Source organism: Caulobacter sp., from assembly GCF_017744445.1.
Classification (GTDB): domain Bacteria; phylum Pseudomonadota; class Alphaproteobacteria; order Caulobacterales; family Caulobacteraceae; genus Caulobacter.
In genome coordinates, this window is the sequence record NZ_JAGIBH010000139.1 from 1 (window position 1) to 543 (window position 543).

General features: G+C 75.1%; 1 protein-coding gene. It reads right to left on the reverse strand.

Annotated features, from left to right (window positions below; translation table 11 throughout):
* A partial coding sequence (locus J7528_RS24090; protein WP_291879909.1) for an ATP-binding protein occupies positions 1 to 543 on the reverse strand: 543 nt, incomplete at both ends.

The following is a 543-nucleotide window of genomic DNA, read 5'->3' on the forward strand; positions in this document are numbered from 1 at the left end:
GTCCTGGCGACCGCCCACGGCGGTCAGTTCGCGGACCTTGGGACGCAGCACCCCGGCGACGACCGACCGGGTCAGCGGGTTCGGATCGCAGAACAGCACGGCGCAATCGCCCAGCGCGCGCGCCGAGGCGGCGATCGGCGAGGTCGCGCCCGCGCGGTGCAGGGGCAGGACGACGGTGGCGGTCGCGCCCTGGCCCACGACGCTGTCCAGAGTGATCTCGCCGCCCATGGCGTCGGCCAGCCGCCGGCAGATGGCCAGGCCCAGGCCGGCGCCGCCATGGGCGCGGGTGCGGCTGGCGTCCGCCTGGCCGAACGGCTCGAACACCTCGGCCAGCTTCTCGGGCGGCACGCCTGGGCCGGTGTCGGCGACCTGCAGGACCAGCCGTTCGCCGTCGGGGTCCTGGCGGGCGCTCGCCGACAGCGACACCGTCCCCTGGTCGGTGAACTTCACGGCGTTGGACAGCAGGGCGAACAGGATCTGGCGCAGGCGGCCCGGGTCCTCGACGATCCGCGTCGGGGCGTCGGCGAAGTCGCAGGTCAGGAC